Here is a 23,582-nt window from a genome sequence, read left to right as displayed (position 1 = left end):
TCATGACTTTGGCAACAAAACTTTATCGTTTCACACTTTTCGGCATCCTCTTTTTCTGCGGGGTCAAGGCCCAGCAGATCGGGCTCATGGAGTACCTCTCCGATCCCTTTGAGATGGAATATGTCATGGAGCTGGTCCGCCAGCACCTGGTACTCGTGGGCAGCAGCATGCTCATGGCCACCATCATCGGGCTGGGCACAGGCATCCTGCTCACGCGGGACCGCATGAAAAAGCACACCCCCGCGGTGATGTACGTCCTCAGCCTGGGGCAGACCATTCCGTCCCTGGCCGTCATCGCCATCTCCCTGAGCTTCCTGGGCATCGGCACCAAACCGGCGATTTTCGCCCTCACCATTTACTCCATCCTGCCCATTGCCAGGAACACCCTGGCCGGAATCCAGGCCGTGCCCTCGGGCATCACCGATGCGGCCCGGGGCATCGGGCTCACCCCCTTTCAGATTCTTATGCAGGTGGAACTCCCCAACGCCGCCACGGTGATCCTCACGGGCTTTCGAATCGCCCTGGTCATCAACGTGGGAAGCGCCCCCTTGGGCTTTCTGGTGGGAGCGGGGGGCCTGGGAGACCTGATCTTCACCGGCATCGACATGATGATGCCCGTCAAACTTTTGGCCGGAGCCATCCCAACCACCCTGCTGGCCCTTGTGGGCGATTACGCCTGCGAGATGCTGGGACTCCTGGTGGTCCCCAAGGGGCTCAGGCTTCAAAACAGTTAAACACCCAACACAGGAGACACCCATGCAGACAGCCAAACGCGCATTTTTAAGGCTTGCCCTTGCCGCCTGCCTCGCCCTGGCCTTCACCACCCAGGCCATGGCCGCAAAGGAGATCGTCCTCGGCGGAAAAAACTACACCGAGCAGTACCTGCTCACAGAGCTTGCCAAGCAGATCCTTGAGAGCAACGGATTTCAGGTCACCGTCAAAAACGGGGTGGGCTCCTCCATTGCCCGCCAGTCCCTGGAAAACGGCCTCACCGATCTCTACTTCGAGTACACGGGCACCGCCTACACCGTCTATCACAAGGGCACCGACCCCGAGGTGATCAACAACTCCCAGAAATCCTATGACTACTGCAAGACAAAGGACGCGGAAAAAGGGTTGATCTGGCTCAAAAAAACGTCCTTCAACAACACCTACACCCTCATGATGCGGGCCGACGAGGCTGAAGCGGCCAACATCAAGACCATCTCCGACTTAGGGGCCCGCTACAAAAAAGATTCCAAGGCCTACACCCTGGCCGTGGGCACCGAGTTCTGGGAGCGCCCGGACGGCATCAAAAAAATGATGAAGGTTTACGGTTTCAGGATCTCCGGCTCCCGAATCAAAAAAATGGACGTGGGCATCACCTACCTGGCCCTTAAAAACAAGCAGGTGGACGTGGCCATGGGTTACTCCACGGACGGCCGCATCGCCGCCTTCAACCTCGTCAACCTGGACGACGACATGCACTTCTTCCCCGTCTACAACCCGGCCCCGGTGGTTCGCAAGGACGTACTCGCCAAGTACCCCGAAATCGAAACCCTCCTGGCCCCCCTGACGGATAAACTCACCGCCGACCAGATGCAGACCCTGAACGCGAAAGTCGACGTGGATCATCAGAGCGTCACCGAAACCGCCTCAGCCTGGCTCAAAGCCAACAACCTGTTGTAGGCAAAAGGGCTTCGGCCTTCAGACCTGTTAAACGCAAAAAAGCCCGGTGCGGCATAACGCCACCGGGCTTTTTTTGTATCCTCAATTCTATCCGTTATTCCGGGGACTCAGTCCCTCTATTTTTTCCGGTTGTCCCTCACCTCAAAGGACTTCTTCTTGTCCCGCCTCAGGTCAAAAAGCCCGATGGCCTCCATCAGGTCGCTCAACCGGGCATAGCCGTAGTTCCTGGGGTCAAAGGAGGCATGGTTGCTGATATGGGAACCGACCTTGGAGAGGTTTGCCCACCCGTCACCGTTCTCCGAGCCGGAAATGGCATCACGGAGCAGGTTCATCAGCTTGGCATCTCCCCGCAGTTCTTTGGCATCGACCCGGGTTGTTTTCACCGCCACCTCATCATCCACATAGAGAAAGGTGGAACACGCATTGATAAACACGGGCGGTGTTTTTCGCTCCCCGAACCCGATCACCGATTTTCCCTCGGAGATGATCCGCGTGGCAAGGGGCGTAAAGTCACAATCAGAGGTCACAATGCAGAAGGTGTCCACCTGCTTGGTGTAGAGAATGTCCATGGCATCGATGGCAATGGCGATATCCGTGGCGTTTTTCCCCTTGGTGAGGTCGTACTGCTGGAAAGGCTGGATGGCATGGTCCTGCAGCACCGCTTCCCACCCTTTGAGATTCCCCGTGGTCCAGTTGCCGTAGGCTCGCCGGATGTTCACCTTCCCGTGCCGCGCAAGTTCCGAAAAAATCTTCTGGATGGACTTGGCCGGTGAATTGTCCGCGTCAATGAGCAGGGCAATGTTCTTGGTATCTGTCACAATGGGCCTCCAATGAGTGGGTTCACAAATCTGCTCAACACCGAAGATCGCCTTATGGATCAGGCATCGTCGCCTTCGGCATAATAATAACCGAAGGCAGTCTACCACAACAAAGGAGGTGGCGGTGCGTAAAACATCGGAGGGCAAGGCCGCAAATCCTTTCACAAGTAAACCCCAGAGCATTTAAATATATCTTTTACTCACATAAAAAGATATTAAAAAACAGAAGAAGCCACAACGCAATACATACAGCCACCATCCCGCCACCACACCAACGTAAGGAGACCCATGATGTCGAAAAACTCATTTATCCCCGGGTTTGACTTCCGGTTGGCCATCCTTGGGTTTCTTGTGGCCCTGTTCAGCGCGGGGATCGGCATCGGCGGCGGGACGCTTCTGGTCTCCATACTGACATCGTTTTTCGGGTTTGATTTCAAAAAAGCGGCGGGCATCTCCCTGGCGACCATCATCCCCATCAGCTTTGTCGGGGCCGTGAACCACCTGATCCTGCTCCCCGGCCCACCCACCCTTCGGTTTTACCTTCTCTTTATCCCGGCATGCGTCTGTGGAACGGTGCTGGGTGGACGCATGGTGCAAAAGCATCACACGGGGTGGCTGAAACTTGCCTTTGCCCTCTTCCTCCTCGTGGTCAGCCTTCGAATGCTGAAGATCTGCGATTTTCCTTTTCTGATCTACACCGGGCTGCATGCCCTTTTGCTGTCACACGAATCCTTTCTCGTCATCCCCGTGGGGATCCTCATCGGCATGATCGCAGTGCTGTTGGGGATCGGTTGCGGCTTGCTTATCGTGCCTTTTTTCGTGATCGTGCTCCAACTGGATATACACCAGGCCATCCCCCTCTCACTGACCACCATGTTCTTTCTCTCGGTCTCTGCCACCCTCATCCACAACAAGCTGAACCTCTAAGACAAGTCCCCCTTAAAAAGCCTCATCGCTCCGGCCCTGACCGGAGCAGTGGCCGGCGCCATCATCTCAAGCCACCTGCCTGCGTTTATCCTCAAGCAGCTCTTCGGTGGGTTTCTCCTTCTGATCTCCTGCAACTTTATTGTCCAGGAACTGAAAAGCTACCACCAACGGACACGGCCCATTAAAACCGAATGACCATCCGAAGCCATAAAGACAGTTTTAAGTGGCATCACCCAGAGCAACGAATAGCCAACGTATTCGTAACACCTTTATGATGCTGTGTCCCTGTTGTGGCGTTGAGCTATATTTGACCGCTTTTTCGCTCCCAGGCTCTGCCTGGGGGTGTCGATTGCAAGGCTCCGCCTTGCCGGTGTGATGCATAGCGACTTCATCGACAAAATTGACAGAGCTTAACGATTTTAACCGTGGAGGCAGAGCTTCCCTAGATCATTCCCAGGCGGAGCCTGGGAACGAAAATAAAGCTGGTTTTCAAGGCCTACAAGGCTCAGACCACTCTCCTTTGATGAGCCGCCTTCGCAAAAGATGATAATCGCTGTGTGGACTTGAAGGCGAATACCCCGACAATGTACAAGGCACGACACACCCCACGCATTTGCAACATAATTTCCAGGTGCCCCCACCTGGCTGCAGGAGCCCCGCTTTTGTGTCCTTGAACAGCAGAGTCTGCTGTCAAACCTACAGCAACGTTTCATCCCGCAACCGCTTGACCACCGCCATGGTCGAAAAGGTGCGGTCCATGGTGTAGAGGTGGATGCCCGGCACACCGGCTTTAAGGAGGCCCCGGCACTGGTCGGTGGCAAAGTCGATGCCCATGGCAAGGACGGCCTCTTTGTCGTCGGGGTCCACGCTTGTGAGGCGGGCTTCGAGATCGGGGGTGATTGTGGTGCCGCAGACCTTGGCGAGGATCCGGGCCATCTTGACGCTGTAGACGGGCATGATCCCGGGGATGATGGGAACGTTGATTCCTGCGGTGCGACACCGCTCCACGTAATCGAGAAAAAAAGAGTTCTCGTAAAAATTCTGGGCCACCACGTACTCGGCGCCGTTATCCACCTTGGCCTTGAGATGCTCGATGTCCTTTTCAAGGCTTTCGGCCTCCTGGTGGCCTTCGGGGTACCCGGCGCAGCCCAGGGTAAAATCGTAGCGCCTTTTGATAAAGGCGATGAGGTCCGAGGCATAAGAAAAACTGTCCGGATGCGGGGTAAACCCCTCCTGTTGGGGCTTGTCGCCCCGGATAACAAAGATGGTTTCGATGCCCATGTCCCTGTAGCGATCCAGCACCTCGGCAATCTCCGACGGTGCCATGCCGTACCCGGCGAGGTAGGCCACGGTGGGGATGGATTTGTCCAGCATGGTCCGGACGGTCTGGTACGACCCATCCCGGTTGGAACCGCCCGCTCCGAAGGTGACGGACATGTAATCAGGGGCCATGGAGAAAAGATCGTCCACCACGGCGCCGAACCCCTCTTCGGCTTTTTCGGTTCGCGGCGGAAAGAACTCCATGGAAAGGACGGGGGACTGGGTCTCGTAGAGGTGAGTGACGCGCATGGGATAGGCTCCTGGTACAGGTGGATAATGGAAAAATACGGCAGGCCCTGCCGGAGGGCCACCCCTTTGAAACGTTGGACAAACAAGAAAAGGTGCCCGCCGGCCTGCTGTCGGGAAATGTCTTTTTCTGTGATACGAAATTTACTAACTATCTTCAAGGAAGAATAAGAAAAGGTGTCCCGTGGAAGGTTATGAAAATGGGCTTGTCGGTGATATGGTAATACGTGAGGGGTAGTGGAATCACTTCGGTCGGCCCGGGAAAGCCGCACCGAAGTGCGGCGCTCCATATTGGGCTGCCATGGGCCAAAGGCGCTGACGGCCAATGTGCCCGGCCCTTGGGACCCGGCACATTGGCAAAATCGGGTATCAGACGGAAAACTGTGCTGCAGTGTCCCTGAGCTGGGCGGCCATGGTGTTCAGGCCGTCGGCACTCTGGCGGATCCGGTCGCTGCCGTCGGACATGTCCCCTGCCTCGGTGTTAACCGCGGAGATGTCCCGGGCAATCTCTTCGGCCACGGCAGAGCTCCGGCTGACGTTGTCATTGACCTCCCGGATGCCCTCGGAGGTCTGATGAACATTGGCGGCGATTTCGCTGGTGGAAGCGGACTGCTGCTCCACGGCAGCAGCAATGGTGGCGACAATCTCGTTGACCCCGTCAATAACCGAAGAGATCTCCTCAATCTCGGAGCTGGTGGACGTGGCCGTCCCCTGCATCTCTTCGATGCGGGACCGGATGTCCAGGGTGGCTCCGGCGGTCTGGTTGGCCAGGTCCTTGATTTCGCTGGCCACCACGGCAAACCCCTTGCCCGCTTCACCGGCCCTGGCCGCCTCGATGGTGGCGTTGAGGGCCAGGAGATTGGTCTGCTCGGAGATGTCGGTGATGGTCTCGGTTACCTTGCCGATGGCCTCTGCCGCATTGCCCAATTCCACCATGCGGGCGGCAGCACGCCGGGACTTTTCCACGGCCTCCCCGGAGATGCCCCGGGCCGATTCCGTATTGCCTGCGATGTCGCCGATGGTGGTGGTCATCTCCTCTGTGGCCCTGGCCACCTGGTTTGCATTGGTGGCGGCCTGCTCCATGGCCGCTGCCACAGAGACCATGTTGGTGCTCATCTCCCGGGCAGAGGCTGCCACGGTGTTGGATTTTTCAAAGGTAAGGCCCGCCCCGGTGGACATCTGCTCGGAAACCTCGGAAAGCTCCGTGGACGAAGCAACAAGGGTATCGGTGCTCTGCTTCATCTCGGTAATCATGGAGGAAAAGGCCCCGACCATGGTGTTGAGAACGCCCCCCAGCCGAGAAATCTCATCGCCCCCCTCTGCACGGAAGGCCACGGCCAGGTTGCCGGAGGCCAGGATGTTCACCTTCTTTGCCATCTCCTTCAACGGGCCTGCGATATTTTTGACCACAAACAGGCTGAAGGCCATGGTCAGGAGAAAGAACATTGCGGCAATGACCACCAGGGAGATAACGGCTTTTTGAATGACAGTGCGGCTGAGCATGGTAGAAAATTTCGTCTCATAGGCCTCGATGTTGTCCAGATAGACCCCGGTGCCGATCCAGTAGTCCGTGCCTGCAATCATCTCGGAGTATCCCAGCTTCAAGGTATCCCCTGCCCCGGGCTTGTTCCACATAAACTCCACAAACCCGCCGCCCCGCCTGGCGTTGTTGTAGAGTTCGCCCACGGAGCGCACGCCGTTCTTGTCCACCACGTGCCCAAGGTCCTTGCCTTCGAGATGGTGTTTGATGGGGTGCACGGCGTTGCGTGTTCCCTTGTAGATAAAGTAGTACCCGGACTTGTCCTCTTCAAAACGTACGGGATAGATCATCCGGCGCATGGCATCGACTTTCTCCTCTTCACCCTCAACACCTTCAAGGGCTTTGGAGAGGGCCACAGCCACGCTGTGCACCGAAGCCTTGAGCTTGTCTTCCTGGGCCCTGTAGAGAACCTTTTTGGCGCCTTCGATGCCCACGTCCCGGGTGACGCCGATGTAGTGCACCGCGGTTACAGACAACGAGAGAAAAGAGACAGATACCATGATGAGAACAATAATCATCTGGGTCTTGATCTTGAAACATCGAAGCATGAATGGGGGGTCCTTCCGCTGATTGACGTACCAGCACGCGCACGCAGGGAAGAGCCCGACAGACCAACACCGACGCGAACACATGGATACAACTTCACATTTGTGTCAAATGATTCACAGCACACCGGGCATGACTGTCTGACGGCATGCTTACCTTACCAAGCCTGATTGTTGAAAAATGAACGACCCTTATCTCATGAAAAACTCAATTTTTCAACGCTTGGATCCCATGGTTTCTCAGCAGGAGACCGCGCACGGCCACCCGGCAGCATGTATGTCTCTGCGCGTTACCCTGTCCAAAGGCGCGGGCCTGGCAATGAAATACCCCTGGGCGTGGGTACACCCCGCACTACACCGTAGGGACAGGCTCTTTATACAATGACGGAATTACGTCCATGAATAACCACTCTTTCATCCTTGAAAGATCATTTTCTCCACAACCTGTCATTTCATTGACCGAAAAAATCGGAACCCGAAATCAGAAAACACACACAAAAAGCACGGATGCGACGAATCAAGACGCAACTCACCACCACGCCGCACGTAAACAAGAGGCTCGAGCAAATGACTCAGCGTTTCAGATATCAGCCAGCCGTTTCAATGAATACATACCTTCAATACCCCTGACCCGTTTTGGAATCTTCTCCCGCGTTGTATGAAACCGATCTTTGAAAACGTCATAGCACGCTTCAACAAAGGCCCGGGAGCCGATGACTCCAGAGTCCGTAAAATATCGGGACCTGTACCGAAACCGCCTCACGCGGTTCAACTCAAATCCTTCGGCGGCCTCCGCGTCCAACACCTCTTTGGATATCTTTGCGGCTCCCCTCTTCTCAATGGCACCCAGATGATAGAGGTATTCCCGATATGTCCTGATCTGACTGACACCATCGGATTTTGGCACGTCCGGCATGCCAAAATCCGATGAGAGAAACCCGTCTGTATTTCCCGCCTGCATGTGGTACCCAATGGAGCACCAGCGGTAATCTTCCGGGCGCGAGACGATCCCGGCACGAACGGCGTTGAGGTCGATATATGCGAGGCAATGGACCAGGGTGTCTCCCTGCTGAACCAGTACGCTTTTGAACCGCTCCCCCCAGAGGGTTCCTCGACGTTTTTTTCGCTTATTGTAAAAGCAGGAAAAGCTCTGTTTGATGTCTTTCACATAGGCGGAAAGGTTGCAGAAGCGTTCTCTGTACTCATCCAGACACCCCTCGGGAAATGCTGTCCCTTCCCTGTAGAGAAGCTGATAGCGCCTCCGAACCTCTTCATCGGAGACCATGGAACCGGGATGCACCTCCACAAGCAAATGAAAATGATTTCCCATAACGGCATACCCAAAAACCTCCACACAATAGATGCTGGAAAGCCTTTTGATAATGCGCACCAGTTCGTCTTTCTCGACATCACCGAACGGAAGCCCGTCCAGTGCGGTTCGGCTGATCACATGATATGCAGCTTTTTGACCGGGATCGGTCACAACCATTCGGGGAACACGTGGCATGGCAACCTCCTCACAGGGGTATTGCGGAGTCACATTACGGGTTGAAAAGCTAAAAAGAATTTTCATATGAATCAAACAAGATAGGATCGTTTTCACCATGCCACAATTGCATTGGGCGAGTCCAGCATAAAGAACCTGTCCCCAGATGGATTGCTTGCCATTTTTTTGCTGCTGGGGTACATCTCAAGGCATGGAAAAATCGTTTCACATCCGCGACCTTCTGGACACCCTGCACTTCCTTTCTGTAGACGAAGAGAGAGCCGAAATCTCGGGCCACGCCGAAGTAGACGAATCAAACCGACGACTGGCCGAAAGCCAGGCCCGTGACGACGACCCGGCCCGCCTGGCACGCTGGCTCTCTGCACGCAGAGAAACCGCAAAGGAAACAAAGCGACCCGGCGATCTCTTTGTCACGGCCTCGGCCCTCCTCTCGCTTGCCCTCATCGGAATCGGCGCCATCACAGGCTACGGCGGGGTGTTTTCGTTCCTTGCCTATTCAGGGACATCCCCGGTTAACGTGCTGGTCTTCTTTGTGTTGTTCATCCTCATCCAGGCCCTCCTCGCCACCGGAAGCGCCCTGCCCCTGCTCATGAAGATCAAAGCCCCCGAAAGCCTCAGCCCCTTTGGCGTCATGATAGGACACCTCTTCTCCCGGGCCATGGAAAAGGCAATGAAGCGGCTCCCCGCAGAACGGCGAACAGACACCCAGGGGCTGTGGAGGCGACTTCAGGCAGACTCCCGGGCCTTCGGGCGCACACTCTTCTACCTGATCTTCTCCCGGGTCCAGCTCTTTGCCCTGGCCTTTGCCGCCGGGGCTCTCACCGCCTTTGCCACACGCATCCTCTTTTTTGACACAGCCTTCGGATGGCAGACCACTATAGGCGAAGGGGCAGCCCCCCAGGTGGTGCATCGCCTGGCCCAGTGGGTTGCTCTCCCCTGGGCCTGGTGCTTCCCCGACGGCGTGGGCGTCCCAACCCTTGATGCCGTGGCCGGAAGCCGCGTCCTTTTAAAGGAGGGCATCAAAAATCTCTCCGGGGCCCACCTCACGTCCTGGTGGCCTTTCCTCGCCATGGGCCTGATGGTGTATGGACTCCTGCCCCGTCTCTGTCTCCTTATCGTCTCCCAAAGGGGCCTTTCGCGGGCTGCGAACCGGGAACTTCTGGCCGCACCCCAAATCCGGGTCCTGATGGAGGCCCTGCGCGCCCCCTCTCTGGCCACCAGAGTGACCGAATCCCACCGGGCCGAAGAGGCCGAGGCCGAGCTGACACGGCGCAAAACTGCGACGCCCCCCGACACCGGCCAAGGAACCGCCCTGAGTGCCCCGGGCCCTGGGGTTCTTGTTCCCGAAGAACTGGCAGACCTGATCCCGGACCTCGGACGCCATCTGGCCGGTGCCATGGCCTCCCCTGAGATCATCCCCGTCTCCATGGAAGAACCCGCCCGGTTGCCGGACCACCACGGTCGCCTCTACCTGGTCCAGGAGGCGTGGCAGGCACCCATCCGGGAGACCCTGGACTGGATTGAAGCGCTTTCCAGGGCGTGCACCGCCCCCCTGACGATCCTTCTCATCGGAGAGATGGCCGAAGAAACCCTGGCCCCGCCTGAAGAGAGCCATGTCCATATCTGGCGAAAGGTGATTGCAGCCCTTGCCCTGCCGGGCTTGAGGGTGGAGGTAATCGAGCCCGGGGCAAAAGGCAATGGACCGGAACACACGGCATAACCACCTCGGACAAAAAGGCAATACGCTGCCCTGGTTTGATAAAGCCATCGGCCCCATGATATAAGGCAACCATGACCAACACGACCATCCCAGAATTTGCCATCCTCGGCCATCCCAACGAGGGAAAATCAACCCTGGTCTCCACCCTCACCGAGGATGACACCGTGCGGGTAAGCCCCTTCCCCGGCGAAACAACGTCCAGCCGTACCTACACGGTGACCCTGGACGAAAAACCCCTCATCCGGTTTGTGGACACCCCGGGGTTCCAGGCACCGAAAAAGACCCTGGCCTGGTTCCGGGCCTACACCGGAGCGCCGGAACGCATCCTTGAGGCCTTTCTTGCCGAGCACCAAAGCGATAAAACCTTTGCCGATGAGTGCGAGCTCCTGGCCCCCGTGGCAAAGGGGGCAGGCATCATCTACGTGGCGGACGGTTCCCGGCCCGTGCGCCAAAACGACCTGGCGGAGATGGAGATCCTTCGCCTCACGGGCCTGCCCCGCATGGCGGTGATCAACTGCAAAGGGGCAAACGAAAAACACCTGGCCGCCTGGCGGGCCGAGTTCCGCAAGACCTTCAACGCCGTCCGGGTGTTCAACGCCCACACCGCAGCGGTCAAGGACAGGCTGGACCTGCTGGCGGCCCTCATGACCGTGGACCCGGAATGGGAGCCCGCCCTTACCCATGTGGTGACGGCTCTGAACGAAGAGTGGGGCAACCGTCTCAGGCGAAGCGTCGATGCCATGGCCGAGCTGTTCCGGTTTGCCCTCACCCACACGGTGTCTGCCTCCCTTGGCCAGAAGGAATCAAAGGAGGAGGCCGAACACAAGCTGGCGCTCCGCTTCCAAGAAGACCTCCGGAAAAAAGAGGCCCGGACCCGGGAACACATCCGCCGCACCTTCCGCCATAGTCTCTTTGATGTCACCATGCCCGAAGGATCCGTCCTTCGCCAGGACCTCTTTGACAAGCGCACCTTCAAGCTCCTGGGCCTCACCCGCACACAGCTGGCCACGGCCGCCGCCACCTGCGGAGGGGCGGCAGGGGCCGTCATCGACCTGGCCGCCGCAGGCCACAGCCTCGGCCTCTTTACGGTCCTTGGATCCGTTGGCGGCGCAGCCTCCGCTTTTCTGGGCGAACGGCGCATGGCACGGGCCAAGGTCTCCGGCATTCCCCTGGGCGGCCAGGAGCTCACCCTGGGGCCCTGCCGGAACCTCCAGATGCCTTTTGTCCTGCTGGACCGGATCCTCCTCTACTTTACCCTCATCACCTCCCGGGCCCACGGGAAACGGGATGAAGCGGCCCTGGCTGTGGAAGAGGCCGCCCTTGCAGACGGCGGCGCCTCCCGCCATCTCTCCGCCTCCGACAAAAAAGCCTTCCAGGCCCTCTTCACCGCCGCAGGGAAAAAGGACGCCCCGGGCATTGACGCCGCCCTTGCGACCATCCGGGAAATCCTGTTTGCACGCATCAATGGATGATCGACGGCAATGCCTCCGGCGGCCCTTCCGGGGGCCAAACGTTTGACAAACAGGTATTGTTTTTTGAGGATGCACCCCTACAAGGCATAGCCCCTCTTCTTCATTTTTTTTTACCGGAACGTTTTTGCGGCTTGTCACGGCGTGGCCGAAGGCGAAGACGGAAGCTTTTTTCAAAAAGGCGACCCGCCGGAGGCCACTGAATGTTTAAATGCGTTGGCCCTGTATCGACACCGTCGCCCCATTGCCTACCCGGCCCCGGACTGATAAAGTAAACCATTGATCCATGGTTTTTCATCCGGTTTCACACTTCCCTCTTTAAGGTTGCCATGAAACGTTTTGCCATCACACTCTCTGCCCTTCTGCTGCTCCTCATCACCGCCACCCTTTGCGCGGCCGAAGACAAGGCATGGTACATGGTCGATGAAATCCGCCTCAACGCCATCCGCGTGGAGGTGGGGGGCTGGACCATAGACCCGCCCGCCCCGGAGGTGATCAACAAGCGCCTGGCAACCCTCCAGACCCTCATGGACAATGCCTCCTCGTGTGTAGAGGCTACAGAAAAAGAGCTCTCCCAGGTGGAGATAAAAGCCGCGGTGCTGGGGGACCCCGACGCCTCCGATGACTCGGAGCTGGCCAGGCGCCGAAGCACCCTTGAAACCGACCGCAAGAACCTGGAGCAGCGGCTGGCCATCTGCAGGCTCCTCAACTTAAGCGCCCGGGAGTTGCAGAAGCAGATCATCACCTGGCGCCAGAAAAATTTCACCAGTGCCCTGCTCGACAGGCAACAGCCCGTCTGGAAGTCCATCGTGGCCCTGCCCGCGCTCATTGCCTCCCCCCGGTCGCTCTACGAGTTCAGGGCCACTGCCCACCCGGACACCAACCTCATGCTGCTGGCTGGTTTCTTCCCCCTGCTCCTTTTGCTCCCCCTGATCCTCACCCTGGACCGCCGGATCAAAAGCTGGTCCGCGGAAGACCCGGAGCTGAAACGCCACAAGGCGGCCCTCATGTTCACCCGGCGACTCCCCGCCATTGCCCTGCTCACCTCCACGGCCTCGGGGTTTTACGCCGGAGGCATCATCACCCTTGCGGCCCCGGTGGGCGCCCTGGCCATCGCCCTGGCCGTCAGCCCCCTTGTGGAGCGGTACTTCAGCAAAGAGACCCTGGGCGTCCCCGCATCATTTTCCCTGCGGGTCTTCATCACCCTGGTCCTGCTCATCGAAGCCCTTGTCATTGCCGACATCGAGAGCCGGATCCCCGAACCCCTGGCCGCTGTGATCCGAAGCGTCCTCATGCTTCTGCTGCTTGGGGCTTCGGTGCGAGTCCTCTGGGCCCTCTCCCGCCATCCCCGCCTCTCCCTGCTCAGGAGCATCCGCATCCCCCTCACCTTCTGCCTCGCCTTCGGGCCCGTGGCCGAATGGCTGGGGTACCGCCACCTGGCAACGTTCGCCATCGTGGGGGTTCTGGGCACCCTCACCGGAGGCCTGGTGGCCTGGGCCATTGTCCTGGGAATCCACAGGATCCAGGATCTCCTCACCGAGATCCCCGCCAATCCCGGGGCCCTCAAGATGCGCCACACCCTGGGGTACGGGCCGGAAGAACAGATCAAGGGGCTCAAGCTGGTCACCCGCAGCCTCACCATCGTGGTCACCCTGGCCTTCGGCCTGCTTGTCCTGAAAATCTGGGGGCAGACCGCCATCCAGGCCACCACCCTGGGCACCTTCTTCCTTGAAGGGTTCCGCGTGGGCAACATCGTCATCGTTCCGGTGAGGATCATCATGGCGGTGTTCCTCTTCTTCCTGATCCTCAACATCTCCCGATGGCTCAAGCACCAGATGGGGGAAAAGTGGCTCACCCACACCAACTTCGACAAGGGCGAAAAACAGTCCATCGTCACCCTCACAGGGTACGTGCTCACCGGCTTTGCCCTCTTTTATTCCCTCTCTATTGCCGGGCTGGAGTTCAAAAACCTGGCCATCATCGCAGGGGCCCTCTCCGTGGGCATCGGCTTCGGCCTTCAGAACATCGTCAACAACTTCGTCTCCGGCCTTATCCTCCTTTTTGAACGGCCCGTCCGCCCCGGGGACTGGGTGGTGGTGGGGGAGACCGAAGGGTATGTCAAGCGGGTAAGCATCCGCTTCACCCACATCCAGACCTTTGACCGGGCCGACGTGCTGGTGCCAAACTCAGACCTCATCGCCAACCAGGTGACCAACTGGATGCTGGGGGACCCCTTCGGCCGGGTCATGGTCCAGGTGGGTGTGGCCTACGGCACCGACACCCGAAAAGTCCACGACCTTATGATGCAGATCGCCGAGGAGCACCCCATGGTCCTCACCAACGGCCGCCTGGTACCCAAGCCCAGGGTACTGTTCAAGGGCTTCGGCGACAGCTCCCTGGACTTTGAGCTGCGCTGCCACATCCGGGACATCGATTACCGCATGACCGTCCGGAGCGAACTGCTCTTTGCCATTGACGACGCCTTTCGAAAAGAACACATCGAAATCCCCTTTCCCCAGCGGGTCCTCCACCAGGCTGCAGAGCCCCGGGACGAGAAGCAAGACGAGGGGGAAGGCCCCGCCCCTGCCCCTGAGGAATCGCCCTGACCCCGGGGCCGTGGCCCCTGGGGAAAACCCCTTGATATGCATTGAAAATTTGTAACCCATCCACCCCCTGTGGTAGGATAGAGAAATCACACGCCCCCGTGTGACGTGATCTGCCCACCCACACCACGCAACCAGATCACCCGTTTACCCCGTTTCTTTCGCCTATGGTCTGATACACCGCCTCCCCCGAGGCACCGGGCCGTGTCCGGCCCTGCATATCGCCACAATCCAGGCCCCCGGCACGTTTCCCAAGGCACCCTATGTTCAAAGACCTGAAAATCATGCATCGCTTAGGAATCGGCTTCGGCACCATCCTGATCCTGATGATCAGCCTGGGCTCCGTTGCCCTGCACCAGATGGGGCAGCTCTCCGACCTCACCCGGAAGATGTACCGCCATCCCTTTCAGGTCAGCAACACGGTCCAACGGGTGGACTCCAACATTATACGACTTCACAACGCCATGAAGGACGTGGCCCTCTCTCGCATTCCCCAGGAACTCCAGATAGCCGTCCTCACCATGCAGGCCCTGGAAGAAGAGATCGAAAGGGATTTTAAAGCCATCAAACGCCTCTACCTCGGGGAACACGCCATGGTGGACCACGCCCTGGCCCTTTATAAGGAGTGGCTGCCCATCCGCGACGAGATCATCATGCTTGTCAAGGACGGCGAGCCCTGGCGGGCGGCAGAGATCGCCAAGGGCCGGGGTGCCGCCCACATGGAACTCATCACTCAGAGCATGGCCCTGCTCAACGAATCCACCCAGTACGAAGCACAGATCTTCTTCAACCACACCCGAAAGGTAAGGCGGCAGGCCTTTATCCTCATGTACTGGGCCCTGGGCCTGGCCTTCACCGCCGGTCTCTACTTCACCTGGCTGGTGACCCGTTCCGTGGCCTCACCGGTCCAGGAGATCGTGGAAGTCTCCGACGCCATTGCCAAAGGGGACCTCCACCGCCAGATCACCTACCACTCCGAAGACGAGGTGGGCCAGATGGCCGCAAGCCTGAGGCACATGCTCTCCGGGGTCATCGGCGAGGGCCAGTCCATCAAACGGGGCATCCCCATCGTCCTGTGGACCGCGGACACGGAGCTGAAGATGACCTACATCAACCGGGCGGCCGCCACCCTGGCCGAAGAGCTCACCGAGGTGGAAGCCGAAGGTCTCGTGGGGGATTACCGGGTAGACGAGGTGATGAAGGATGAGGACGGCCTCTGCGGGATCATGGCCAGGAAAAGCCTGCTCTACGGCATGCAAAACGACATGGAGCTCTACTTCCGATGCGCTGACGACGTGCGCTGCCTGCGGTGCGTCACCTCCCAGCTCAAGGACCTCACGGGCCAGGTGGTGGGGGTCATGGGGGTGGGCATCGACATCACCCAGCGCATCAAGGCCGAAGAGCGCCTCATGGAAAGCGAGGCGCGCCTGGAAGAGGCCCAGCGCATCGCCCATCTCGGTCACTGGGAGGTCAACCTGGAGACCGGCCTGGCCACCTGGTCCCAGGAGTTCTACCGGATCTTCGGCCTGGAACCCGCAGGCGAACCCATCAGCCGGGAGGGCCTCAAGAAAATCGTCTCCCCCGAGCACTTCGAAATCATCGACCGGATCCTGGGCGCCATTCTCAATGAAGGGCGCACGGTCTTTGAAGAACGCATCACCCTCCCCGACGGCACGACCCGATGGGTGGTGGGCAAAGGACTGCTTGCACGCAGCGAAGAGGGCACCCCCCTTTCCGCCTTCGGCACCGTTCAGGACGTCACCGAGCAGAAACAGGCCGAAGAGTCCCGGCGGACCCTCGAAGGCGAGCTGCGCCAGTCCCAGAAACTCCAGGCCATCGGCACCCTGGCCGGGGGCATCGCCCACGACTTCAACAACATCCTGGCAGCCATCCTGGGGTTCTCCGAGCTCCTCGAAGACGAGGTTCAGAAAGAGAGCCTGGAACACCAGTACGTGGAAGAGATCCTCAAGGCGGCCAGGCGGGCCCGGGACCTGGTCAAACAGATCCTCAACTTCAGCCGACAGGCGGACCAGACCCTGACCCCGGTGTTTCTCCGGCCCGTCATCGGCGATGCGGTGAAACTGCTCCGGGCCACCATCCCCAGCACCATCACCATCGACATCTCCCTGGGCGAAGGCCCGGAAAAACCGGTGATGGCCGACCCCACCCAGATCCACCAGATGGTGATGAACTTAGGCGCCAACGCGGCCCACGCCATGAAGCACCAGGGACGGCGCATTGCCGTTACCCTCACCCAGGGCCCCCTTCCCGCCGAGGTCATGGGGCGCCACACGGACCTGAAACCGGGGGAATACCAGTGTTTCACCATTGACGATCAGGGATGCGGCCTGGCACCGGAAACCCGGCAGCGCATCTTCGACCCCTTCTTCACCACCAAGGAACCCGGGGAAGGCACCGGCATGGGGCTTTCCGTGGTCCACGGCATCGTCAAGGCCCTGAAAGGCACCATCGAGGTGGAGAGCGTCGTGGGCCAGGGAACCCGCTTTGCCATCTACCTGCCCACGGTGGACGCAGCCCCCCCGGACGCGGATGCCCCGGACGAAGCCGCCCTGCCCACGGGGGGAGAGCACATCCTCCTGGTGGATGACGAAGAGGCCATCCTCTCCGCCACGGTCTCCTCCCTTCAAAGCCTGGGCTACCGCGTCACCAAAAGCCAGGCAGGAGACGAGGCCCTGGGCCTCTTCCAGAACGCCCCGGACGATTACCACCTGGTCATCACCGACATGAACATGCCCAACTTAAACGGCGCCCAGCTCTCCGAAAAGCTTCTGGCCATCCGGCCGGACATCCCCATCATCCTTTTAACGGGCTACAGCGACCAGATCGACGAACCCCTGGCCAAAAAAATAGGAATCCGCAGCTACCTCCTCAAACCCCTGGCCCGAAACCAGCTGGCCCATGCGGTTCGGGACGCCATGGGCCCTGGCTCGCAACCGGTGGCCGTAACCATGGAAGTCCCAGAAAACAAAGTCCCTTAAGCCCCGGTTGCGGCACCGGCCGCCCGCCTCCCTGTCCCCATGGCCCAAAAATGTTCACTTTAGAATCCCACCCCCCCAAAAAACCCCTCAAAAATCTTCATATCTGAACTTTTTATGTTCGATAGTGAAAATTTTACTTGCTTTTTACGGCATGCATAGCCTATTGATTAAGTGCGTTGACGACGTTGTTCGAAACTGAACATGCATCAGCACCGTGCAACGACTGAAACCCACCGCAGAAACAGGTTCCGAACACGGGCCACCGCTCCGGAACGGAACCGTCAAATCAAACAAACCGCTTCAGGAGGGCAACATGATCAAGATAGGCATCAACGGATTCGGACGTATCGGCCGACTGGTCTTCAGGGCAGCAGTAAACCGCAACGACATGGAAGTCGTTGCCATCAACGACCTGATCGATGTGGATTACATCGCCTACATGCTCAAATACGACTCTACTCACGGCCGCTTCGACGGCACCGTTGAGGTTGCTGACGGCAACCTGGTGGTCAACGGCAACACCATTCGAGTCACCTCAGAGCGCAACCCTGCCGACCTTGCCTGGTCCGACGTGGGTGCCGACTACGTGGTAGAGGCCACCGGCCTGTTCCTCACCGAAGAGAAAGCCTCCGCCCACTTAAAGGCAGGCGCAAAGAAAGTGGTTCTCTCCGCCCCCTCCAAGGACGCCACCCCCATGTTCGTCATGGGTGTCAACCACACCGATTACGCGGGCCAGACCATCGTCTCCAACGCTTCCTGCACCACCAACTGCCTGGCCCCCATGGCCCATGTCGTCCACAAGGCCTTCGGCATCAAGGAAGGCCTCATGACCACGGTCCACGCCACCACCGCCACCCAGATGACCGTGGACGGCCCCTCCCGCAAAGACTGGCGCGGCGGCCGCGGCGCTGGCCAGAACATCATCCCCAGCTCCACCGGCGCAGCCAAGGCCGTGGGCAAGGTCATCCCCGACCTGAACGGAAAACTCACCGGCATGTCCTTCCGCGTCCCCACCCCGGACGTTTCCGTGGTGGACCTCACCTGCAGCCTGGAAAAACCCGCCACCTACGATGAAATCAAAAAAGCCCTCAAAGAGGCCGCCGAAGGCGAACTCAAGGGCATCCTCGGCTACACCGAAGACGCTGTGGTCTCCACCGACTTCGTGGGCGAGTCCTGCACCTCCGTCTTCGACGCCGAAGCCGGCATCGCCTTAAGCGACACCTTCGTCAAGCTCATCGCCTGGTACGACAACGAATGGGGCTACTCCTGCAAGGTGCTCGACCTGCTCAAGCACATCGCCGAGTAGGCCTTGTTTTCCGGCCCGTATCCGACACCCTTCAGCCTGGCCCATGGACTGAAGGGGCCCTTCGGATACATCGGCCGGGCCATGCGCTACGGGCTGCCGGGGTCCTTTCCGACCATAAACAAACAACCCACGGAAAGGCCCCGAAGGCCCGAAGGCGCCACACTCTTGCCCCCTGTGTCGCCACCATGCCGCGGAGGCAACGAACACAACCGTGACGATGGATGAGGAACCGACGATGAACAAGCTTTTTATTGAAGAGATCGACTGCAAGGGAAAAACGGTGATCGTACGGGTGGACTTCAACGTGCCCGTCAAAGGCGGCGCCGTTGAAAACGACAAGAGGCTCCGGGCAGCCCTGCCCACCATCACCCGCCTTGCGGACAGCGGAGCCAAAGTGGTTCTCATGAGCCACCTGGGTCGCCCCAAGGGCCAGCGTGTGGACGCCATGAGCCTTGCCCCGGTGGCCAAAAGGCTCGCCGAGCTCCTTGAAAAGCCCGTGGCCTTTGCCGAAGAGTGCATCGGCCCCAAAGCCCAGGAGGCGGTAAACGCCCTTGCGGACGGCGACGTACTTCTCCTTGAAAACCTGCGATTTCACAAGGCCGAGACCGACAACGACGACGCCTTTGCAGCCGAACTGGCCAAGCTGGCCGATCTCTACGTCAACGACGCCTTCGGCACCGCCCACCGCGCCCACGCCTCCACCGAGGGTATCACCCGGCACATGGACACCTGCGCCTGCGGCTACCTTATTAAAAAGGAGCTCGATTTCCTGGGCAGCGCCCTGGCAGAGCCCAAGCGCCCCTTCACCGCCATCATCGGCGGGGCCAAAATCTCCGGAAAAATTGATGTCATCAAGGCCCTGCTCCCCAAGGTGGACACCCTGATCATCGGCGGCGGCATGGCCTGCACCTTCCTCAAGGCCATGGGCCGCGAGATCGGCAATTCCCTGTGCGAAGAGGAAAAACTCCCCCTGGCCAAGGAGCTCCTGGAGCTGGGCAAGGGAAAAATCCTCCTCCCCTCCGACTACCTGGTCACCGACCGCCTGGATTTTGACAACCGGGCCATCGGCTCCGCAGACTTTGTGGCGGAAGATGCCATTGCAGCAGGCCAGATGGCCGTGGACATCGGCCCGAAATCTGTAAAAGTCTTTTCCGAGGCCATCGCAGCCTCAAAAACCGTCGTCTGGAACGGCCCCATGGGGGTCTTTGAAATCGAGGCGTCGGCCAAGGGCACCTTTGCCGTGGCAGAGGCCCTGGTCACGGCAACGGCAAACGGCGGCACCACCATCGTGGGCGGCGGGGACTCCGCGGCCGCCATCGAAAAGGCGGGCCTTGCCCACAAGGTCTCCCACGTCTCCACCGGGGGCGGCGCCTCCCTGGAGTTTTTGGAAGGCAAAAAACTGCCCGGGGTGGAAGCCCTGGGAGCACCGACACGCTGAAAAAAAAGCACGGCACAGACACATAATCACTGCGTTTCACCCTGTCAGATGGCTTGAAAAAGGATGAAACACAAAATCCGTTATCCGCGGGCCAAGCCCCGTGAACGTTTATGCAGCGCACCCTCGCCCTCTTCCCACGGCGAAAACCCGAGCGCAGCCATACGCCTGAGAAAACCGCAGGGACAGGCGAGGGTTCGAAGCATGGACACACCAGGAGTATGTCATGAAACGTGAACAAATGATTCGGCAACTGGAAGACCCCTCACGGGTCTGGGACGTTATCATCATCGGCGGGGGAGCCACGGGCTTAGGCTCCGGCGTGGACGCAGCCTCCCGAGGCTACAGCACCCTGGTGCTGGAGCAGGGCGACTTTGCGGAAGCCACCTCCAGCCGCAGCACCAAGCTGGTCCACGGCGGCGTGCGCTACCTGCAGCAGGGCAACATCGCCCTGGTCATGGATGCCCTGAAAGAGCGCGGCATCATGCTGAAAAACGCCCCCCACCTTGTTTACAACCAGGCCTTTATCGTGCCCGACTACCGCTGGTGGGAGCGCCCCTTCTACGGCATCGGCCTGAAACTCTACGACATGCTCGCAGGCAAGCTGGGCTTCGGTCCCTCCAAGCTCCTCTCCAGGGAAGAGACCCTCACTCGCATCCCCACCCTCAAGACCGACGGCCTCAAAGGGGGCGTGGTCTACCATGACGGCCAGTTCGACGACGCGCGCCTTGCCATCACCCTGGCCCGCACCATGGAGAGCCTCGGTCAGTTCCCCGTCAACCACATGGAAGTCACCGGGCTGCTGAAAAAGAATGGCGGCGTGGTGGAAGGGGTCACCGCCCGTGACCGCCTCACCGGCACCGAGTACACCCTGAAGGCCAAATCCGTGGTCAACGCCGCCGGCATCTTCGTGGACAACATCCGCGCCATGGACAACGAGAACACCAAAAAACTCATCGCCCCCAGCCAGGGCGTGCACCTGATCCTCGACAAGTCCTTTGCCCCCGGGGACACCGCCGTCATGGTCCCCCACACCGACGACGGGCGCGTCATCTTCATGGTGCCCTGGCACGACCACGTTATCGTGGGCACCACCGACACCCCCATCAAGGACCCGGTCATGGAGCCTGTCCCCTTGGACGAGGAGATCGATTTCCTCCTCAGCCACGCAGGCCGATACCTCTCCAGGGTTCCCTCCAAAGGGGATGTCCTGAGCGTCTTCACCGGCATCCGCCCCCTCATCTCCGGGGACGACTCCGACGGCAAGACCTCTTCCCTCTCCCGGGACCACCACCTCACCATCTCCCCCAACGGCCTGGTCACCATCGCCGGGGGCAAATGGACCACCTACCGCAAGATGGGCGAGGACACCATCGACCGCGCCGCCCAGATCGGCGGCCTGCCCCACCGCGACTCCCAGACCCGGGACCTCAAGCTCCACGGCTGGTGCGTAAACGCCGACCTGAGCGATCCTTTCCACGTCTACGGCAGCTACGAAGGTGAGGTCAAAGAGCTGGCCCAGGAGAACCCCGAGCTGGCCGAGCCCCTGCACCCCGCCCTGCCCTACACCGGCCTGGAAGTGGTCTGGGCCGTTCGCAACGAGTGGGCCTGCAACGTGGCCGACGTGCTGTCACGCCGCACCCGCTCCCTGCTGCTCAACGCCGCAGCCAGCGTCTCCGCCGCCCCCAGGGTGGCCGCCATCATGGCAAAAGAGCTGGGCAAAGATCAGGCGTGGATCGACGAACAGGTGGAAGCCTACGGGAAGCTGGCAGAAAACTACATGCCCAGATAAGGGGCCAGGGGCAGGCCAACGGTGTTCCGGCCTGCCTGACCATCCCGTAACACAGCCCTTGGACGCCCGTAACACAAACCGGGTACCCAAGACACAATATGAACACAGCCTCCCTGAAATGGCCGTCCCCGCCCGCCGCAGGTTTCCATGACCTCTGAAGGCGGGGCCGGCCATCTCATCAACCGGGAGAGACCTTTTCAAGCCCAAGGAGAGAACATGCGCAGGACCAAGATTGTCTGCACCATCGGCCCCACCAGCGAGTCCCCGGACGTGCTTCGAAACCTCATCGAAAGCGGCATGAACGTGGCGCGACTCAACTTCTCCCACGGAAGCCACGACGAGCACATCAAAAAGATCCGTACCATCCGCGAGCTGTCCCGGGAGACGGGCAAACCCGTTGCCATCCTCCAGGACCTCTGCGGCCCCAAGATGCGCACCGGTAAAATCGAGGAGCCCGGCATCGAGTTGGTCCCCGGTGCCGAGCTGATCCTCACCGCCGAGGAGATCATGGGCGGCGGGAACCGCGTCTCGGTCTCCTACAAGGACCTGCCCCAAGAGGTAAAGGCCGGCGACGTGATCCTTCTGGCCGACGGCCTCATGGAGCTCACCGTCAAAGAAGTCAAGGGACAGGACATCGTCTGCACCGTGGTCATCGGAGGCCTTCTCACCTCCAACAAGGGCATCAACCTGCCCACCAGCGTCCTGAAAATTCCGGCCCTCACCGAAAAAGACAAAGACGACCTGGCCTTCGGCCTTGAAAACGACGTCGATTTTGTGGCCCTCTCCTTTGTGAAGACCGTGGACGACATCAACGAGATCAAAGAGCTCATCGCAGCCGCAGGCAAGGCAACCCCGGTCATCGCCAAGATCGAAAAACACGAAGCCATCGCCAACATCGACGAAATCATGAAGGCCACCGGCGGTATCATGGTGGCCAGGGGCGACCTGGGCGTGGAGATCCCCTTGGAGGATGTCCCGGGCGTTCAGAAGATGCTCGTGGAAAAATCCGTGGCAGCGGGCAAGCCCGTCATCATCGCCACCCAGATGCTCCGCTCCATGGTGGACTCCCCCCGCCCCACCCGCGCCGAAGCCACCGACGTGGCCAACGCCGTGCTGGACGGCGCCGACGCCGTCATGCTCTCGGAAGAGACGGCCAACGGCAATTTCCCCGTGGAGACCGTCCGCTACATGAGCCGCATCGCCGCCAAGGCCGAAGAGACCTACCCCCACAAGCAGTTCATGAAGAGCGTCTGCAAAGAGCGCGTCTCCGATTCGGTATCCTACGCCGCCTGCGTCCTGGCCGAAAAACTGAGCACCTCGGCCATTGTGGCTCCCACAACCTCCGGGTTCACCGCCCGGCAGATCTCCCGGTTCCGTCCCGACTCCCCCATCATCGCCCTCTCCCCGGACGAGGCCGCCATGCGAAGGCTCTGCCTCTTCTGGGGCTGTTACCCCAGCCTGGTGGACAGCGCCGAGGGCATGGACGAGATGATCGAGCAGGGAGCCAGCGAAGCCCTGCAGACCGGTCTTGTGGACAAGGGCGACACCATCGTCATCACCGCCGGATACCCCACCTGGGTCCCCGGCACCACCAACATGGTGAAGGTAAAGGTGGCGTAAGCTGCTTTTCGCGATATCGCTCATCGTAATGGAAACATTTGGTGGTGGGAGCCGGGGGTGCCTGCTC

The 23,582-nt window shown here is 59.7% G+C and carries 16 protein-coding genes; 12 read left to right on the top strand and 4 right to left on the bottom strand.

Translation table 11 applies throughout. From position 1 onward, the window contains the following. The first annotated feature begins 2 nt into the window (after window positions 1–2). On the top strand, window positions 3–734 hold the full coding sequence (locus tag MSL71_RS20610; protein WP_180144144.1) for an ABC transporter permease: 732 nt from the start codon (window positions 3–5) through the stop codon (window positions 732–734). 22 nt (window positions 735–756) lie between these two features. Continuing rightward, a complete protein-coding gene (locus MSL71_RS20605; protein ID WP_180144141.1) occupies window positions 757–1,668 on the top strand; it encodes a glycine betaine ABC transporter substrate-binding protein in 912 nt (303 codons plus the stop codon). Window positions 1,669–1,784: 116 nt separating this feature from the next. On the opposite strand, the gene MSL71_RS20600 is transcribed toward MSL71_RS20605, so the two are convergent. Continuing rightward, window positions 1,785–2,486 (bottom strand): NYN domain-containing protein, encoded by a 702-nt coding sequence (locus tag MSL71_RS20600; RefSeq protein ID WP_180144139.1) that lies wholly within the window; start codon window positions 2,484–2,486, stop codon window positions 1,785–1,787. A 288-nt stretch (window positions 2,487–2,774) separates the two neighbouring features. Between MSL71_RS20600 and MSL71_RS20595 the strand changes: the two genes are divergently transcribed. Together MSL71_RS20595 and MSL71_RS20590 are read left to right on the top strand one after the other, a co-directional pair. After that, window positions 2,775–3,413: a sulfite exporter TauE/SafE family protein gene (locus tag MSL71_RS20595; RefSeq protein ID WP_180144137.1), complete on the top strand. Its 639-nt coding sequence runs from the start codon at window positions 2,775–2,777 to the stop codon at window positions 3,411–3,413. Window positions 3,414–3,461: 48 nt separating this feature from the next. Next, window positions 3,462–3,608: a hypothetical protein gene (locus MSL71_RS20590; RefSeq protein WP_180144135.1), complete on the top strand. Its 147-nt coding sequence runs from the start codon at window positions 3,462–3,464 to the stop codon at window positions 3,606–3,608. Window positions 3,609–4,109: 501 nt separating this feature from the next. Here MSL71_RS20590 and MSL71_RS20585 read toward each other — a convergent pair. The 3 genes from MSL71_RS20585 to MSL71_RS20575 all read right to left on the bottom strand — a co-directional run bounded on the left by MSL71_RS20585 (window position 4,110) and on the right by MSL71_RS20575 (window position 8,571). Continuing rightward, a complete protein-coding gene (locus MSL71_RS20585; protein ID WP_180144132.1) occupies window positions 4,110–4,982 on the bottom strand; it encodes a methylenetetrahydrofolate reductase in 873 nt (290 codons plus the stop codon). A gap of 366 nt (window positions 4,983–5,348) precedes the next feature. After that, entirely contained in the window at window positions 5,349–7,067 is a 1,719-nt protein-coding gene (locus tag MSL71_RS20580) for a methyl-accepting chemotaxis protein (RefSeq protein WP_180144129.1), read from the bottom strand. Window positions 7,068–7,644: 577 nt separating this feature from the next. Beyond that, complete coding sequence (locus MSL71_RS20575; protein ID WP_180144127.1) at window positions 7,645–8,571, bottom strand: transposase; 927 nt, start codon at window positions 8,569–8,571, stop codon at window positions 7,645–7,647. A 190-nt stretch (window positions 8,572–8,761) separates the two neighbouring features. Here MSL71_RS20575 and MSL71_RS20570 point away from each other — a divergent pair, with 190 nt between their 5' ends. The 8 genes from MSL71_RS20570 to pyk all read left to right on the top strand — a co-directional run bounded on the left by MSL71_RS20570 (window position 8,762) and on the right by pyk (window position 23,515). After that, window positions 8,762–10,291 (top strand): DUF2868 domain-containing protein, encoded by a 1,530-nt coding sequence (locus MSL71_RS20570; RefSeq protein ID WP_180144125.1) that lies wholly within the window; start codon window positions 8,762–8,764, stop codon window positions 10,289–10,291. Window positions 10,292–10,362: 71 nt separating this feature from the next. Then, window positions 10,363–11,763, top strand: a complete 1,401-nt coding sequence (locus tag MSL71_RS20565; protein ID WP_180144123.1) for a GTPase/DUF3482 domain-containing protein — start codon at window positions 10,363–10,365, stop codon at window positions 11,761–11,763. A gap of 326 nt (window positions 11,764–12,089) precedes the next feature. Beyond that, on the top strand, window positions 12,090–14,366 hold the full coding sequence (locus MSL71_RS20560) for a mechanosensitive ion channel family protein (protein ID WP_180144121.1): 2,277 nt from the start codon (window positions 12,090–12,092) through the stop codon (window positions 14,364–14,366). 281 nt (window positions 14,367–14,647) lie between these two features. After that, on the top strand, window positions 14,648–17,362 hold the full coding sequence (locus MSL71_RS20555) for a response regulator (protein WP_180144119.1): 2,715 nt from the start codon (window positions 14,648–14,650) through the stop codon (window positions 17,360–17,362). A gap of 313 nt (window positions 17,363–17,675) precedes the next feature. Beyond that, the gene (gene gap, locus MSL71_RS20550) at window positions 17,676–18,668 is read left to right on the top strand and encodes a type I glyceraldehyde-3-phosphate dehydrogenase (protein WP_180144117.1); all 993 of its coding nucleotides are present in this window, start codon (window positions 17,676–17,678) and stop codon (window positions 18,666–18,668) included. A 235-nt stretch (window positions 18,669–18,903) separates the two neighbouring features. After that, window positions 18,904–20,106 carry a phosphoglycerate kinase gene (locus MSL71_RS20545; protein ID WP_180144111.1) on the top strand — a complete coding sequence of 401 codons (1,203 nt, stop codon included), beginning with the start codon at window positions 18,904–18,906 and terminating at the stop codon, window positions 20,104–20,106. A gap of 223 nt (window positions 20,107–20,329) precedes the next feature. Continuing rightward, a complete protein-coding gene (locus MSL71_RS20540; RefSeq protein WP_180144109.1) occupies window positions 20,330–21,895 on the top strand; it encodes a glycerol-3-phosphate dehydrogenase/oxidase in 1,566 nt (521 codons plus the stop codon). A gap of 216 nt (window positions 21,896–22,111) precedes the next feature. Beyond that, window positions 22,112–23,515 (top strand): pyruvate kinase, encoded by a 1,404-nt coding sequence (pyk, locus tag MSL71_RS20535; protein WP_180144106.1) that lies wholly within the window; start codon window positions 22,112–22,114, stop codon window positions 23,513–23,515. Window positions 23,516–23,582 lie beyond the last annotated feature (67 nt).

The organism is Desulfoluna butyratoxydans (genome assembly GCF_900699765.1).
Lineage (GTDB): Bacteria > Desulfobacterota > Desulfobacteria > Desulfobacterales > Desulfolunaceae > Desulfoluna > Desulfoluna butyratoxydans.
Note: the sequence above shows the minus strand (reverse complement) of the source record. Positions and strands in the feature narration are given on the sequence as shown.